Source organism: Synechocystis salina LEGE 00031 (assembly GCF_015207985.1).
GTDB lineage: Bacteria > Cyanobacteriota > Cyanobacteriia > Cyanobacteriales > Microcystaceae > Synechocystis > Synechocystis salina.
Genome location: NZ_JADEVV010000029.1, coordinates 36,401 through 52,284 on the forward strand (window position 1 = coordinate 36,401; position 15,884 = coordinate 52,284).

12 protein-coding genes and 1 pseudogene are annotated in these 15,884 nt (G+C 50.1%); 6 read left to right on the forward strand and 7 right to left on the reverse strand.

Annotation, left to right across the window (positions count from 1 at the left end; all coding sequences use genetic code 11):
* The first annotated feature begins 12 nt into the window (after window positions 1–12).
* The 3 genes from IQ217_RS11220 (at window position 13) to IQ217_RS11230 (ending at window position 4,794) form a co-directional block, all read left to right on the forward strand.
* Window positions 13–1,854, forward strand: coding sequence for an EAL domain-containing protein (locus IQ217_RS11220; RefSeq protein ID WP_190598739.1), 1,842 nt, complete (start codon window positions 13–15; stop codon window positions 1,852–1,854).
* Window positions 1,855–1,951: 97 nt separating this feature from the next.
* Window positions 1,952–3,745, forward strand: coding sequence for a translational GTPase TypA (typA, locus tag IQ217_RS11225; protein ID WP_190598738.1), 1,794 nt, complete (start codon window positions 1,952–1,954; stop codon window positions 3,743–3,745).
* 56 nt (window positions 3,746–3,801) lie between these two features.
* Window positions 3,802–4,794 carry an aldo/keto reductase gene (locus tag IQ217_RS11230; protein ID WP_194020008.1) on the forward strand — a complete coding sequence of 331 codons (993 nt, stop codon included), beginning with the start codon at window positions 3,802–3,804 and terminating at the stop codon, window positions 4,792–4,794.
* A 37-nt stretch (window positions 4,795–4,831) separates the two neighbouring features.
* Here IQ217_RS11230 and IQ217_RS11235 read toward each other — a convergent pair whose 3' ends face one another.
* The 3 genes from IQ217_RS11235 to proS all read right to left on the reverse strand — a co-directional run bounded on the left by IQ217_RS11235 (window position 4,832) and on the right by proS (window position 8,603).
* Window positions 4,832–6,082: an HhoA/HhoB/HtrA family serine endopeptidase gene (locus IQ217_RS11235; protein ID WP_194020009.1), complete on the reverse strand. Its 1,251-nt coding sequence runs from the start codon at window positions 6,080–6,082 to the stop codon at window positions 4,832–4,834.
* Between the two features lie 113 nt (window positions 6,083–6,195).
* Entirely contained in the window at window positions 6,196–6,663 is a 468-nt protein-coding gene (locus IQ217_RS11240) for a hypothetical protein (RefSeq protein WP_199309744.1), read from the reverse strand.
* Between the two features lie 128 nt (window positions 6,664–6,791).
* Window positions 6,792–8,603 carry a proline--tRNA ligase gene (gene proS / locus IQ217_RS11245; protein WP_194020010.1) on the reverse strand — a complete coding sequence of 604 codons (1,812 nt, stop codon included), beginning with the start codon at window positions 8,601–8,603 and terminating at the stop codon, window positions 6,792–6,794.
* A 197-nt stretch (window positions 8,604–8,800) separates the two neighbouring features.
* Between proS and IQ217_RS11250 the strand changes: the two genes are divergently transcribed.
* Window positions 8,801–9,397 carry a late competence development ComFB family protein gene (locus IQ217_RS11250; protein ID WP_194020011.1) on the forward strand — a complete coding sequence of 199 codons (597 nt, stop codon included), beginning with the start codon at window positions 8,801–8,803 and terminating at the stop codon, window positions 9,395–9,397.
* Between the two features lie 46 nt (window positions 9,398–9,443).
* Here IQ217_RS11250 and IQ217_RS11255 read toward each other — a convergent pair whose 3' ends face one another.
* The 3 genes from IQ217_RS11255 to IQ217_RS11265 form a co-directional block, all read right to left on the reverse strand.
* A complete protein-coding gene (locus tag IQ217_RS11255; protein ID WP_190598732.1) occupies window positions 9,444–10,919 on the reverse strand; it encodes a DUF3084 domain-containing protein in 1,476 nt (491 codons plus the stop codon).
* 9 nt (window positions 10,920–10,928) lie between these two features.
* On the reverse strand, window positions 10,929–11,606 hold the full coding sequence (ntcA, locus tag IQ217_RS11260) for a global nitrogen regulator NtcA (RefSeq protein WP_010872636.1): 678 nt from the start codon (window positions 11,604–11,606) through the stop codon (window positions 10,929–10,931).
* Between the two features lie 72 nt (window positions 11,607–11,678).
* Window positions 11,679–11,927 carry a hypothetical protein gene (locus tag IQ217_RS11265; RefSeq protein ID WP_162328209.1) on the reverse strand — a complete coding sequence of 83 codons (249 nt, stop codon included), beginning with the start codon at window positions 11,925–11,927 and terminating at the stop codon, window positions 11,679–11,681.
* Window positions 11,928–12,173: 246 nt separating this feature from the next.
* Here IQ217_RS11265 and IQ217_RS11270 point away from each other — a divergent pair, with 246 nt between their 5' ends.
* On the forward strand, window positions 12,174–13,907 hold the full coding sequence (locus IQ217_RS11270) for an alpha/beta hydrolase (protein ID WP_228016751.1): 1,734 nt from the start codon (window positions 12,174–12,176) through the stop codon (window positions 13,905–13,907).
* Between the two features lie 738 nt (window positions 13,908–14,645).
* Here IQ217_RS11270 and IQ217_RS11275 read toward each other — a convergent pair.
* On the reverse strand, window positions 14,646–14,894 hold the full coding sequence (locus IQ217_RS11275) for a DUF3146 family protein (RefSeq protein ID WP_190598731.1): 249 nt from the start codon (window positions 14,892–14,894) through the stop codon (window positions 14,646–14,648).
* Between the two features lie 115 nt (window positions 14,895–15,009).
* Between IQ217_RS11275 and recR the strand changes: the two are divergent.
* Window positions 15,010–15,707: pseudogene (gene recR, locus IQ217_RS11280) on the forward strand (recombination mediator RecR).
* Window positions 15,708–15,884: the final 177 nt, after the last annotated feature.

The window sequence follows — 15,884 nt, forward strand, 5'->3', positions numbered from 1 at the left end:
CCCTAATTCTCTATGAAGCAACACATACTAGTTCTAGAAGATGCCAATCAAAGAAGAACTATAATCCTGGACGAACAGCAATACTCTATTGGCCGCCATTCTGGTACTAGCATCCAGATCCATTCTCGGCAGGCTTCCCGGCACCATGCCACCCTGATGCGGAAGACCAATAGTAAAACCAACGAAGAATGTTTTTGGATTATTGATGGGGATCTAGAAGGCAATAAAAGTCAAAACGGCGTCTTTGTGAACGGGGAAAAACGCCTCATCCATGAGTTAAAAAATGGTGACCTAATTAATTTTGGCTGTAGTATCAATGCTAGTTACCACGTTACCGGAGAGGGGTTCGGTGATTCTTCCTCCCAGCCGGTGGAAATGTTACCCCAGACTTCCCCCTACAATGAGGCGGTTTCTGCCCAGATTGCTTCTAGCTATAACGCTAGGGAAGGGGTTGATTTGTTGGCCGGCTCCAATGATGAAACGTTCCATGAGCAGTCCTATCTGGATACAGCGACGGATTTGCCCAACCAGACTCTGTTTTTGGAATACCTAAATATTGCCCTTTCCAATGCCCGCCGCCACCATGCCCAGGTAGGGGTCTTGCTCTGTCGAATTGATAATTGGTCTGACATCAAGCGCAAACGAGGGGATGCGGTGGCCAATGCTTTTCTGCAGGAAGCGGGGCAAAAGCTGAAGGCAAATTTGCGCAATGGAGATATTGTTTCCCGTTGGGATAAGGATGAGTTTATTTTTCTGGTGTCCCAGGTGCAGGACACGAACAGTCTGTTGGGGATTGCCCGACGCTTGATGAAACCGGTGCTAACTCCGGTGATGGCGGGGGGAAGACCTTTCCAACCGGAAATTACCTACGGGGTGTCCCTCTATCCGGTGGATGGGGAGCAGGTGAATGATTTAATTGAGCATATCAGGGAAAATTTACAGCAGTTGTTACCCCAAATCACCAATCCCGGAGCAGGGGAGGCGGATGACCATATCGAAACGGCGGTGGATGTGCGCATCGATGCCCCCCAGCCAGTGCCAGAACTTTCTGATTCTGATCAGAAGCGTTTGGCGATCGTGGAAAAGCGCTTGCTGCGGGCCCTGGAACAACATGAGTTGGAATTGTACTATCAGCCCCAGATTAATTGGCGCAAAAAGACCATTGAGGCCATGGAGGCGTTTATCCGTTGGCAACATCCCCAAAAGGGCCTACTGCCCCCGGGCCAGTTTTTGCCCTGGAGTGACCAAACGGAATTTATGGTGCCCCTCACCCGGTGGATTTTAGAAACGGCTTGCCAACAAAATGTCCTGTGGCAAGAGCAATTGCAAAGTCCCTTTTTGGTTTCCGTTAATATTTCCGAAAAGCAGTTTTACCATCCTTTGCTCAAAAATATGGTCATGGAGGCGATCGCCATGGCTAAGATGGAGACCCATTATTTGGAGTTAGAAATTCAAGAATCCACTGTGATGAAGGATTTTGGCCTGGCACAACAAATTATTACTAACTTGCACAACTATGGCGTGGGCTTTTCCCTCGATGATTTTGGCACGGATTATATGTCCCTGCGTTGTCTCCAGGATTTGCCTTTCCAAAAGCTAAAAATTGACAAATCCCTCACGGCACAGTTGCTGGAACAACCAGATAATGTTCCAAATTTGACCATGATGGAAACTCTGATCAGTCTTGGTAAAACCTTCAACTTGAAGGTGGTGGCCGAGGGGGTCGAACAGGAAGAACAGATTAATATTTTGGATAGCCTCAATTGCTTTTTCATGCAGGGCTACTGTTTCACTGAACCGTTAAATATTTTGGCAGCCAATAGCTTTTTACACAAATACATTGCGGGTGATTAGGTTTAGTTTTAGGGGCTGTTTGCGCCAGAGAAGCCAACGGTAGGATAGACTGAATATTACAAATTGTTAATGCGGACCCTGAAGCCGCTTGCCCGTTATGTCTCTTCCCATCCGCAATGTCGCCATCATTGCCCACGTTGATCACGGTAAAACCACCCTTGTTGATGCTCTGTTGAAGCAATCAGGCATTTTCCGGGAAGGGGAAGATGTACCGGTGTGCGTGATGGACTCCAACGACCTGGAACGGGAACGGGGCATCACTATTCTCTCCAAAAATACAGCGGTCCGCTACCAAGATACGTTAATTAATATTGTCGATACCCCCGGCCACGCCGACTTCGGAGGAGAAGTGGAACGGGTACTGGGTATGGTGGACGGTTGCGTCTTAATCGTCGATGCCAATGAAGGCCCCATGCCCCAAACTCGCTTTGTGCTCAAAAAAGCCCTCGAAAAGGGTCTGCGTCCCCTGGTGGTGGTTAACAAAATTGATCGTCCCCGGGCTGACCCCAACACCGCAGTGGATAAGGTGTTTGATTTATTTGTGGAACTGGGGGCAGACGATGACCAATGTGATTTCACTACTTTGTTTGCTTCTGGTTTAGCGGGCTTTGCCAAAGAAAGCCTCGAAGATGAATCGGAGGACATGAAGCCCCTGTTCGAGGCGATTTTGCACCATGTCCCGCCCCCGGCCGGCGATCCGAGCAAACCGTTGCAATTACAGGTGACCACCCTGGATTACTCCGATTATTTGGGGCGCATTATCATTGGCCGCATCCATAACGGCACCATTAAAGCCGGGCAACAGGCCGCTTTGGTTAAAGAAGATGGTTCCATTGCCAGGGGGAAAGTAAGTAAGCTTTTGGGCTTTGAAGGTCTGAGCCGGGTTGAGTTGGCTGAGGCTAGTGCTGGCTACATTGTGGCGATCGCCGGTTTTGCCGATGCCAATATCGGTGAGACTTTGACTTGCCCGGATGAACCCCAAGCTTTACCCCTGATCAAAGTGGATGAGCCCACATTGCAGATGACCTTTTCGGTCAACGATTCTCCCTTTGCAGGACAGGAGGGCAAATTTGTCACCTCCCGTCAAATTCGGGACCGCCTTAATCGGGAATTGGAAACTAACGTTGCCCTACGGGTGGAAGACGGGGAAAGTGCAGAGCAGTTTTTGGTCTCCGGTCGGGGAGAATTGCACCTCGGCATTTTGATTGAAACCATGCGGCGAGAAGGTTATGAATTTCAAGTAGCCCAGCCCCAGGTGATTTATCGGGAAGTAAATGGTCAGCCCTGTGAACCGGTGGAATACTTAGTTTTAGACGTACCGGAGGCCGCTGTCGGATCTTGCATCGAGCGCCTAGGACAACGGCGGGGGGAAATGCAGGATATGCAAACCGGCGTGAACGGTCGCACCCAATTGGAATTTGTCATTCCGGCCCGGGGTCTACTGGGCTTCCGGGGGGATTTCATCCGCATTACTCGGGGGGAAGGCATTATGAACCACAGCTTCTTGGAATACCGTCCCATGAGTGGCGATTTGGAAACCCGCTATAACGGTGTAATGGTAGCTTTTGAGGAAGGGGTGGCCACCTTCTATGCCATGAAAAATGCTGAGGATCGGGGAGTGTTTTTCATTACCCCCGGTACCAAGGTTTATAAAGGCATGATTATCGGTGAACATAACCGACCCCAGGATATCGAACTGAATGTTTGTAAAACCAAGCAATTAACTAACCACCGTTCCGCCACTGGGGATGAATTGGTGCAACTCCAAGCACCGGAAGATATGAACTTAGAAAGGGCTTTGGAATACATTGGCCCCGATGAGTTGGTGGAAATTACCCCGGAATCCATCCGTCTGCGGAAAGTGGCCCGCAAAAAGTTAGTCAAACGTTAATTTTGACTAAACAATGAAGTTGCTCTCAAGGGCGAGCTTGCAAGCCCATTTTTCTGATGACAGTTAGCACCACGGAACCTTCCCCGATCATTTGGCCCACCATGGGGTGTGGCACTTGGGCCTGGGGTAACAAGTTGCTCTGGGGCTACCAACCCTCTATGGACGGGGAACTGCAACGGGTGTTTGAGCAATGTGTGACGGCGGGAATAACCTTTTTTGACACTGGCGATTCCTACGGCACCGGTCGACTCCAAGGGCAAAGTGAAAAACTATTGGGGCAATTTTCCCAGGCCTATGGAGGAGCAAATCAGGACAAAATTTGCCTGGCCACCAAATTGGCTCCCTACCCGTGGCGACTTACACCGCAGGCCATGGTTAAGGCCGGCATTACTTCTAGGGAAAGACTACAGCGACCCATTGATCTGGTGCAACTCCATTGGTCCACTGCCAACTATGCCCCCTGGCAAGAACAGGCACTGCTCAGGGGTTTGGCTCAACTCTGTCAACGGGGCGACGCTAAAGCTTTAGGGTTATCGAACTTTGGCCCCAAACGTCTGCAAAAGGCCCATGACTTTTGCCAAAATGAGGGCATTAGAATTACCAGTCTGCAAGTGCAATATTCTTTGCTTTCCACAGATCCCGTTAGTAAATTGGGTTTGAAAGACCTCTGTGATCAACTGGACATTAAATTAATTGCCTATAGTCCCCTCACCCTAGGACTGTTGACTGGCAAATATGGCCCCCAAGGGCCTTTCCCGCCAGGCATTCGTGGCCTATTGTTTCGGCGGTTATTGCCCAAAATTAAGCCCTTACTGAACACTCTCCAGGCGATCGCCACGGAGCAGGAAAAAACCATGGCCCAGGTCGCATTGAACTGGTGTATATGCCAGGGCACCATGCCCATTCCAGGGGCAAAAAACTGCCAGCAGGTACAGGACAATCTGGGAGCCTTGGGTTGGCAATTGGACAGTGGAGAAATGGATGAGCTGAATGGACAGGCGGCTTCCTTACCCCAAACTATGGTGCAAAACATTTTCCAAAGTCGTTAGTTTGCCAAAAATCCCAAGGACTGATGAGGTTCTTATTCTATTGGCCCAAGTCTTCAGGAAAAGGTCCCGGTCGCACCGCAATCATTTGTGGTTTTTGGCCACGCTTAACGGCGATCGCCAAGGGTTCACCGATTTGGCTCACTTCCACCCGTTCTTGAACGTCACTGGCGGTTTTAACCCCCATGCCCCCCACTTCGAGAATGATGTCCCCTGGGGCTAACCCGGCCTGGGCCGCCGGAGAACCTTGACTGACTTGAACAATTAAAACCCCTGTGTCCGCTGTCACCCCTGCTGGCAATTCCCCACTTGCTCGTAACTGTTTAGTCATTTCTGGGGTGAGGGTAACCATGTGAATGCCAAGGTAGGGATGCTCCATTTTGCCCTTGGTAAACAGATTTTCCGCCACATTTTGGGCCGTTTGGATGGGAATGGCAAATCCTAGTCCCTGGGCATCGGCTCGGATGGCGGTGTTAACCCCAATCACTTCCCCTTTGGCGTTGAGCAGGGGACCACCGGAATTACCAGGATTGATGGCCGCATCGGTTTGGATGAAACGCACCCGTTTGTCCGGTACCCCCACCTCGGAACTGGAACGCCCCAGGGCACTGATAATGCCAACGGTAACAGTGTTGTCCAAACCTAAAGGATTACCAATGGCGATCGCCCATTCCCCAGGCTGCAGGCGATCGGACTGGCCAATTTCCACCACAGGCAAATTTTCCGCCTCAATTTTTACCACGGCCACATCGGTCATGGTGTCGATCCCCATTACCTTGCCTTCCAGGACAGAACCATCTTTGAGGGTCACTTTAACAGTGCTGGCCCCTTCCACCACATGGGCATTGGTCAAAACTTCTCCGTCAGGGCTCAAAATGAAACCAGAACCTGTCCCCTGTTCCCTGGGGTCGGGGTTGGCGGGGACTTCTTCACCAAAAAAGCGACGGAAAAAAGGTTGGTCTCCCATGGGGCCACTCTGGGGAGAAGCGCTCCTTTCCGCATCAATTCTGACCACTGCGGGACCAATTTTTTGCACCGCCCGGGCAATGAAATTTAACTCCTGATCATCCTGGGCAGAGCGGGGCAGAGGCAGGGGGAGGGCACTGCGGTAATTACTCTCGACGGGGACAGGAGTCAGACTTTGGGGGCTGGTATTGACAGGAGAATCGAGGGAGGAATGGTTTTGGCCTGAAGACAAAAGATAACCCCCCCCAGCGGCACCGATCGCCCCACCGAAGAGGAGTAGAAGCACGGCCACGCCTAAATGTGATGCCTTCAGATGAATTGCCATGGAAAGTTGTTAATAGTCAGTGCCTTAACTTTAACAAACTGGAGCTGGGGAAGTTGTTACCAAAGGACGAAAACCACTTCCCCCCAAGCTCAGGCCAATGGCAAAAGAAAACCCTATTCCCAGAAGGGATTACTTTCTCCGTGGGTACAGACCATATTTTGATTGTTGGCTAAGTTATTCATCCAGCTTGTCATTTCTGCCTTACCGCCTTTCCCTTCTAGCCAGAAGACTGTGATTAGTCCCATGGTGGCGTTAGTTTCACAGGAAAAAGTGGCATCATCAGGCTGAACGGGGGGAATATTTTGTTCGCATTCCCAAGTTTGGTCTGGGTTGACGGTTTCTTGCCAACCCTTCAGTTCTTTAACTTCTACTGCAACACTTTTACTGCCGTTTTTACATACCCAGGTGACCAATTGGTCGGGTTGGTCAGTGATGTCATCTACATCAGGGGTATCCAAGGCCTCTTCCACGGTGGGTATGTCATCCCCTGGAGCTACCTGGGCTGAAGTGGTCAATCCATAGCCCCCTGTGGCCATTAACACCGACACCGATAGGGCAATTCCCCGCAGTAAAGATTTCATCACAACCTACCCTCTGGAAAAAGTGATTCAAGATATTCAAGACACATTGACCATAGCATTTTTCCCTAAAGAGCTGACGCCAAAGGGTGCTATTTCTACAACTGGACTGACCAGGGAGCTAGGTAATTTTAACTAGCTTTTTTGTCTGCTTTGATCGAGGTGACTAAGGTCGGGACAACGGTGGCGATCGCCAGATTTTGCACACTTTTATCGGCCCGCTTGACTACTTCTAACTGTCCCTGTTTGAGGGATTTGCCGGTAACCACCCGATAGGGAATGCCGATTAGTTCGGAATCTTTAAATTTGACCCCGGCCCGTTCGTTGCGGTCATCGAGCAGGACATCCACCCCGGCGGCTTGGCATTCTGCGTAAATTTGCTCGGCCACCTGCATTTGTTCCCCATCCCCCACATTGGGGACCACAATGACCACTTCATAGGGGGCGATCGCCGTGGGCCAAATAATGCCATCTTTGTCGTAACTCTGCTCAACGGCGGCCTGGGCTAAGCGGGAAACCCCAATGCCGTAACAACCCATCACTAAAGGTTTTTCTTCCCCTTGTTCATTGGTAAAAGTAGCCCCCATGGCTTGGGAATATTTAGTACCTAATTGGAAAATGTGCCCCACTTCGATGCCCCGGGCAGTTTTTAATTCACCATTGGGATCATGGACCGGGCGATCTCCGACCAGGGCTTTACGCACATCCACCACTAGTTTGGGGAGGGAAAAGTCATTACCCCAGTTAGCTCCGGTGACATGATAGTCAACTTCATCGGCCCCGGTGGCAAAGTTAGTTAAATCCACTGCGGTTTGATCTACCAGCCGGAGAAATTTGTCAGCTACCGATGCATTTTTCGCAATGTAATCATCACTAATGCCAGGGGAAATATAGCCCAAAGGCAAAGATTTAGCCGCCCATTTTTGTTGTTCCTTTTCGTCAGGAACGGTCAAGCTCAAAATATTAGTGCTTTCGTAGTGGGAAGCTAATTTAGTTAACTCATTGGTTAATTTGACTTCGTTAACTTCTTGGTCACCCCGGATGCTCACCAGTACCAAAACCGTTTTGCCCCCATTGTACACCGCTTGATATAAAACGTTTTTCACCACATTGCTGGCATCACAACCCAAGCATTGGCACATCTTGGCGATCGTGGCAGTGTCAGGGGTTGGTTCTTTTTTATAGGTACTAAAACGAGACGGTTTAGCATCCGTAGGGAGGGACACCGCTTTTTCAATGTTGGCGGAATACAGTCCATCTTCGGTGTAAAGAATTTCATCTTCCCCTGCATCCGCAAGCACCATAAATTCCTGGGAGCCGGAACCACCGATCGCCCCAGAATCTGCATCCACCGCTCGGAAGTCTAGGCCACAACGGCTAAAAATATTTCTGTAGGCTTGGTCCATGGCCTCGTAGGTTGACTTTAAACTAGCTTCGTCGCAGTGGAAAGAATAAGCATCTTTCATAATGAATTCCCGCCCCCGCATTAAACCGAAACGGGGACGAATTTCATCCCGGAATTTGGTCTGAATTTGGTATAAATTCACCGGCAATTGACGATAGGAACGGATCATTTCCTTGGCGATCGCCGTAATTACTTCTTCGTGGGTGGGTCCCAGGCCTAATTCCCGTTCCAGCCGATCCCGTAGGGCGAACATAATGCCTTCGGACTCAGTGTAAGTGTCCCACCGTCCCGACATTTTCCACAATTCCGACGGTTGCAGTTGGGGCAGTAGACATTCCTGGGCTCCAGTGCGATTCATTTCTTCCTGGACAATGCGCTTCACCTTTTCCAACACCCGCCACATCAGGGGTAAATAGGCGTACAAACCACTGCCCAAACGACGGATAAACCCGGCCCGCACCAGCAGTTTATGACTGGGGATTTCCGCATCCGCTGGATCATCTCTGAGGGTGACAAAGAGCATCTGGGACAATCGCATAATGGGCCTAGGTAAATGACGCAGTGTCCCATTATCCCACACCAGTTAAATTGTGTTGAATGACTGCGCCGAGAATCCCTTAATTCAGCTAAAATCGGAGTGCTACTTGAATCCAGGAATGTATTTGCCCTGTATTTTCCCCCGCTCCTCTGTGATACTTTTTCTCGTCTAGTTGTCACTTTCCCCAACTCTCTGCCATGGATTTTCTCGCCTCCGAGTCCTCAGCCCCCATCAATCCCGGCGTTCATGTCAATGTTATGGAAACGTTGGTCTATGAGGAAATTGATAAGCAACTGCGTTTCTACCCCAAAAATCTGAGAAATTATCTCAATCTAACTGAGGTGGCTACCTATGCCCTCAATCGTTTACCTCCCCTCTATGCTTCCAGTGTTAAGGGAGTGGAGGAACAAAGGCGGGTGGCGGGACGCCAGTATCGCAGTGAGTTGACTTCCGCTGTTCGTCGGGCGATCGCCGCAGTAGAAAGGGATCCTCTGCGTAATTCGGAACCAATTGTTTCGGAAATTGAAGTGAACTATCGAGGCGCGGAAAGCACCCTAGGGCAAATTCAAGAGTTACTCAAGCGTTACCATCTGTTGGAGCCGGTGAACAAAGAGGTCACCTGGGACAACTGTCTGCCCCTCCTACGTCAAGCTTTTTTAAAGTTAACCACCGCCCAGGCCCCGCCGCCACCGGGTATTGCTGAGCGAAGAGCAGTTCCGCCGCCACCACCGCCACCGATCAGAACCCCCTCCATGGATGACCGTCAGATTGACCCGAAAAATACCCTCTGGTAGCTAGTCCGGCTCTTGATCGCAAGGGGATGGTGTCCAGGTTTGCCCATCAGTTTTCAAAGACAATTTCATTGCCCCTCAGGGCAATAATCCTGATTTTTAGCGGTCCCACCACCGACGTATTTTCAGCGGCGATCGCCCGCACCTCATTGGGGGGATTATCAGATTGGCGACGGAGTTGTTCAATAAAATCAATTAGGGTTTTAATGCGTCCATCTTCCACCTGAATGGGTCCCAGAATGCCTTCCCGACGAGCTCGGAATTGGGCGGCAGCGAGGAGATAATCAATCCGTTTTTGGACATCAACTTCGCTAAAGTCAGAGGATTCGAGAGAAATGGTGGCAATGGTTTCAGATTCTCGGAAAACTTGACGGTTAGGCACCACGTCGAAAAAGACGCGAATTTCCCTTTCTTCCTGCACATAGTTCCCCGCCGACAGTACCCGAATAACATATTCCTGCCCTGGTTGCAGTTGGTTTTTAATGCTATCTACCTGGGCTGTGGTCACCCGAACAATGGGTTCATCGGGCACTGGCATATTGGGGGTTTTGACCAATTGCAGAGCGGTGCGATTGGCCTGACGTAATAATTGGTCCACCGCAGCACTGACAGCTTCGGTGCTTACCACCTTTAGGCCACCAAAGGCCAATAACTGACCCCGCAGAATGGCAATTTGTTGCCCCCGTAATTCTTGGTAATCTTGGTAATAACGCTCTAGTTCTTCCACTTCCCTTTGCAGAAAACTGAGTTCCGTTTCTAGCCCCTGTAATTTTTCTTCCCGCACCTGGATGTCATTATCTTTAGCGGCGATCGCCTGGTCGAGTTGATCAATTTTGGTGTCCCGTTGATTGATTTCCGCCTGTAGTTGTTGGCGCTGGGCTTCCAAAGAAGCAAACCTCTGCTCCAAAGACTTCACCTGTTCCTGCTGGCGGGCAAGGACTTTCTCCTGTTGAGCAATGCGTTCCTGGCGTTTGGACAATTCCTGGTCCCGCAACTTCACTTGACTCTGGAGCTCCGTGGCTTCCGCCAATAGGGAGTCCTTTTGTTGATTTAACTCCGCCCTTTCCGCCGACAGATTAGTCACTTCCTGGCGCAAATTTCGGGATTGCTGGGATACCCGACGCAACAGTTGCAATGCCCTGGTGTAATTACGGTCTAACTCTCGACTCCGCTCTTGTACTAACTTTTGCTCCTGGCGTACTGCACTCAATTCTGATTCAATCTCCTCTTTGGCTTGGCTAGCCTGCTCCAATTCTGCTTTGGCCACCCTCAACTGACCCAAAATATCATCCAGTTGAAATACCCCTTCCCGCAGGGATTTACTAAAAGTGAACAAAATACCTAGGGTGGAAGCGGAAATTAGGGTACCAGTAATCACTGTCAACACCACTGCCGTTTGTCGGGGTCGTAGTGTAAACAAGCGTAGGCGAGCTTTCCCCACCTTACTGCCTAAATGATCCCCCAGCGCAGCAATGATCCCGCCCAGGACCAGGACAGAAAGAACCAGAATATAGGCACTGGTCATAGGGGGTGGCTAGGTAAACTGTTGACTGAGAGCAACGGGATTATGCACGGTAATTTTCTTTTTCGTGATGGAGATCATATTGCCTTCCCGCAAATCCCCCAAGAGCCTGGTCACCGTTACCCTGGTGGAACCAATGGCTTCGGCGATCGCCTGGTGGGATAACTTGAGGTCAATGCGAATGCCGTCCGGGGCAGGTACACCAAAATCTCTACAGAGGATCAACAAAAAGCTAACCAAACGAGAACCCATGTCCCGGTGGGCTAGGGTTTCAATCATCATTTCCGTCTGGAGGATGCGGGAAGAAAGGCCCTGCAACATTAACAATGAGAGATCGGGATGCTCCTTGAGAGCCTGTTCCACCTGTTCAATGGGGGCAGACAGCAACTCCACCGGAGTAAAAGCCACTGCGTGATAAAAACGGTCAGAACGTTGCCCTGTAACTAACGATAATACCCCAAAAACACTGTTCTCCCTCAGCAGAGCGACGGTGATCTCTTCCCCTGCTTCGTAGACCCGAGATAACTTAACCGCTCCCTTGAGCAAAAAATAAACCCGTTCCGCCGGATCCCCAGGAAAAAAAATTGTTTTACTCCGATCAAAAGTTTCCACCACCGGGGGCATCAACTCACTGCCTAAGCGTCGAAACACTGCCGCTAGGGGACGATCTTGGGTTAGGGACTGATCCATGCACGTTCACGGTAATGGGGGCATCAAGGGAAGTGCAAAACCCCATTCTGTATCAAGATTATACACAATGGATTACATGCGCTCCACACTGCCAAAGAAAATTGGTTCCACCCGGATGGCAACGATCGCCGAAGGTCGCACCACCATGTACTCGCCTTGAATATTTTTGATCGGCACACTGATAAATTCCTGGGAGTCGTGCTTGGGCACAACTTCGTTGCTGTACCATTTTTGAAAATCTTGAATGGTCATGAAGCGGACTTCTTCCCGATGGCCATTGGCCAAAAACAGGTGGATGGCAAATTCGTCGGCTTTTTGCATAGTCAGGGTCCCTAATGATCTCGTCTAGATTATCCCCCATTCCGTGGACGGAGCAACGGTGACAAAAGGTCCAGTCTAGATTGCCTCTGTTGAATTTTAGGTAACAAAAGGTAACGAAGAAAAAAATAACTTTACGTTAGGGGCAATGGCAAAAAAATTGCCTAGAATTAGCTCAGGTTTCTTGCCTATTGCTCCAGTCCAGCAACTTGGTTGTTCCCGCCCCTTATTAATCCTAATATGACTTCCATGGTCACCTTCCCCTCAAACCTCCGTCGTTGGTTGCAGTCCATTTGTTTGGGAACTCTCACGGCGATCGCCGTCCAATTGCCGGGCAAAACCGCAGAAAATATCTTTTTTACCTACGGGCCCATTAAGTTGACAGTGCGGGTGGAATCCCTGGAACGATTTGTGCAAGATGGCACTGTGGACTCCAATCTCAGCTTTTTATTCAACCTAGTGGGAGCCTCCGAAGAAAAATTAACCAAATTAAGGGAAATCATGGGGCTCCGGGCAGAGGTGGACCCCGTTGTGCTCAGCAACTTTTTTAACACTAGTCTGGGGGAAGATTCCTTAGCTCGGGCCGCGTTTATTCTCAATGCGCCTTGGGGAGCTAACTCCAAATATGGCATTCGGGCGGCGATCGTCCAGGCTGCTCAGGATCCCGAGGGGGGATTAAGCCTGATCAATTTTATTAGGAAGTATCCCACCGACATTCATTTCCAAGGGGAAGTCGTAGAACAGAGGGCCAGGGCAGCCCAACTGTTAGTCAATGCGTCCCAACACTTTATCCAGAAAATGATTGCCCTCTCGGAAATTGAAGCCGCTTCAGAAGGGGAGATTGACTTTAGCGTCTTGCCTGACCCCACTGAAATGGGCCCCTACGGTGTGGCTCCCAAGGAAACCTGGTGGTTAACTGACCAAAGTCGTAACCGTCGTTTTTATGTGGATGTGTACCGTCCCCAACGCTGGAAACCGGGTAAAACTCCAGTTTTAGTTTTTTCCCATGGTTTAGCCTCTCGCCCTGAAGATTTCGATGTTGCCGCCGAAAAAATGGCTTCCTATGGTTTTGTAGTGGCTCTGCCCCAACACCCCGGTAGTGACATTCTCCAGGCCCAGGCTCTGCTCAACCGCACTTCTCGCCAAGGTTACTATCCCACGGAATTTATTGACCGACCCAAGGACATCAGTTATGTCATCGATGAGTTGGAACGCCGTAATGCCAGTGAATTTGGCGATCGCCTTAACCTAACGGAAGTGGGGGTGGGTGGCCACTCCTTTGGTGGTTATGGGGCTTTGGCCGTGGCCGGAGCCACCATTGATTGGGACTTTTTAGAATCGGAGTGTACCATTGGCCAAGGGGTACCGAATACCGCCCTCCTACTACAGTGCGATGCTTTGACCCTGCCCAGGTCTGACTACGACTTTCGCGATCCCCGGGTAGTAGCGGTGCTAGCGGCTAATCCGGTCAATAGTGCCCTCTTCGGCGTATCAGGGTTGCATCGGGTAACTGTGCCTGTGCTACTGCTGGGGGGAAGTTATGATCCCGCCACCCCCTTTGTGTTGGAGCAGGCCCGTTCTTTTCCTCGCCTAGCCAGCCGGGACAAGTACCTAACACTGATGGAGGGGCAAGCTCATGTGGACTTCTCCAAAATTGATGCCAACATCAAAAACGTAGTGGAATCAGTGGAAGCAGTTAACTTAAACTTGCCCGACCCTAACTTGCTCCATGCCTACGGTTCTGCGGTGATGGTGCCTTTCTTCCAGTTATATGTAGCCCGGGATGAAAGTTTCCGCCCCCTAGTGGAGAATGGTGCAGCCCACGCAGCCTACCTTAGCCAAGATCAGGAGTTCAAGTTTTATTTGATTAGCCAAAAATCTGAGGGAGCCTTAATCAAAGAGATTGACCAGTTCCGCCGCACCAATGGCATAATTGCTCCCCCCAATGAGTTCCCCACCCAAACTATTTCTGACAATTTTTAAGGGGGTGTTTTACCGGTATTAATCTGCTTGGGACAATAGACTGCGATCTTGACTAAGATCATAAATGGCGAATATTTGTCCAATGACGGAAATGCTGATGGAAGTCTTGGCCCAATTAGAACTCCTTAGTAATTTTGTGATATCGCTCTTCTATCAGAAAAGAGAAGCTAAAATGGCGATATCAGCGTAGGCAATTTCAAAAAAAAGGAGAAATGCCCTATCCCGTCGGCAATGCTATCAGTACAACTTGAATTATGGAATACCCCCTCTAAAATTTTAGAATTTTAAGTCAGTTATGTGGGACTAGCAACGAGCGTTTAACGATATAAACAACGGGGCCGGCAGAGTTTATCCCCACTGGCACGCTACTGTTGGGATTAGACGGTAGAATAGACTGCTGCTGGGGAAAACAGATTGCAGCTGGGGGTATCTATAGAGACCCAGTACGCTCAAGCCATGCCCATGTTGTCAAGTGGATGCTTTAGCCTTGGTCAGGAAGCGATTATGGCAATTCCAGACTTTTCCGACATCTTCAGACAAGACTCATGTGGTAAAAATTCCTGCCCGGTTATTCCATACCTGGTCTCGTCTACTTTGTTATGCTTCCTGAATAGACAAAGTCGAGCCTAGAGCCTGTTGGCAAAGTCTCAGCTTACCCACTAAGGCGACCGCAACTCTGGGGGATTTTTCTCCAGTTTCCCCCAAAACTTCAGGGCCAGGGGGCTTTTCAAGCAATCTCTAAAGCCGACTGCGGAGAATGAATTCATAGTCACCCCCCGGCTCCAATTGATAATCACTCCGTTCTAAAAAACGTCCCAGGGGCTCAAAAATGAGCGATCGCCCAAGGGAAGGCTGTACTCGCAATTTGCCCCCCCGAAAATTCCAGTGAAATTGCCATTCATAGTTCCCGGCCCGTACTTCCCCAGCCAGAAAACCTCCGGGCCAGGAATGGGTAGTCACTCTCAGGTGGGCTTTGGTTTGAGGCATAGGAAATACGGGTGGACAAGGAATGGATAAAGTTCAAACAGGTGGTCTATCTACGCTGAATTAAACATTACCCCGGAAAGTTTTGCCGATAATTGGCGATAGCGTAGCACAATATATGTGGAAGATGGCCGTCGATTCCATTGCCCATCAGCTCTTGGTTTCTACGGCTATTTACTTGACCCCATTAGTAAAATTTCTCTCGCACCAGGAGGTCTTGGCGCCATTTACACTCCTCCCCTAGCCCGTCTCATTGAACAATTGCAACGGCTCCCCAGTGTGGGACCAAAAACGGCCCAACGTCTTGCTCTCCACCTCCTCAAGCGCCCCGATGCGGAGGTAGAAAACTTAGCCCAAGCCCTCCTCGACGCTAAAAAAAGGGTGGGGCAATGCCAGGTATGCTTCCATTTATCCGCTGAGCCCGTCTGTGACATTTGTCGCCATCCCCAACGGGATAACAGTGTTATCTGTGTGGTCAGTGATCCCAGGGATGTAATTGCCTTGGAAAAAACCAGGGAATTTCGGGGCAAGTACCATGTCTTGGGCGGGGTAATTTCCCCCATGGACGGCATTGGCCCGGAGCAGTTGACCATTCAGCCCCTATTACATCGGGTTAGTCAGCCGGAAATTGCCGAGGTGATTTTAGCCATTAGTCCCAGCGTGGAAGGGGAAACCACCACTTTGTATCTGGGTAAATTACTGCAACCTTTTACCAAAGTTACCCGCATTGCCTTTGGTTTACCCATGGGGGGAGATTTGGAATATGCCGATGAGGTTACCCTGGCTCGGGCCCTGGAGGGACGACGGGAACTTTAATTACTTGCGGATAAATGGCGATCGCTAAAAAAGCGCTGTGAACACAACGCTTAGGAGAATATAGACACTAAATCCAGCTATTAAAGAAGCCGGTAAAATAAGTTCATCGCGTAACCAGACGGCTTACCAAAGACCACGGACGGGCATGGGAGCAGGAGCGGGGGCTACGGGCTGTCT